General features: G+C 49.7%; 1 protein-coding gene. It reads right to left on the bottom strand.

All coding sequences use genetic code 11. The features are described 5' to 3' along the window. On the bottom strand, positions 1–322 hold a 322-nt coding region (gene tssI, locus ABR397_RS23650), incomplete at both ends, for a type VI secretion system tip protein TssI/VgrG (RefSeq protein ID WP_350307827.1).

Here is a 322-nt window from a genome sequence, read left to right as displayed (position 1 = left end):
TTTCTGCCCGTGCAGGTAAATCTCTTCCTGATCTTTGGCATCCTCAAACCGCAATTCATTAAAACCGTCACCTTTGTGAGTCTGGGTTTTAAACGTGGTGCGGGTTTTTTCGGCGGGTAAATCCAACGGTGGCCGGTTTAAGCCATTGTAAGTGCAGCCGGTGACAATCGGCCGATCAATATCGCCGTTCAGATAAGAGACTATCACTTCCTGACCGATACGGGGAACCGCCATAAAACCGTAACCGCTGCCATTCCAGCCTTGCGCAAACCGTACCCAACAAGACGCGTTTTCATCGGCTTTATCATAACGATCCCAGTGA

The sequence above is a fragment of the Photorhabdus viridis genome, from assembly GCF_040256935.1.
Lineage (GTDB): Bacteria > Pseudomonadota > Gammaproteobacteria > Enterobacterales > Enterobacteriaceae > Photorhabdus > Photorhabdus viridis.
This window is presented reverse-complemented; position numbering and strand designations above follow the sequence as displayed.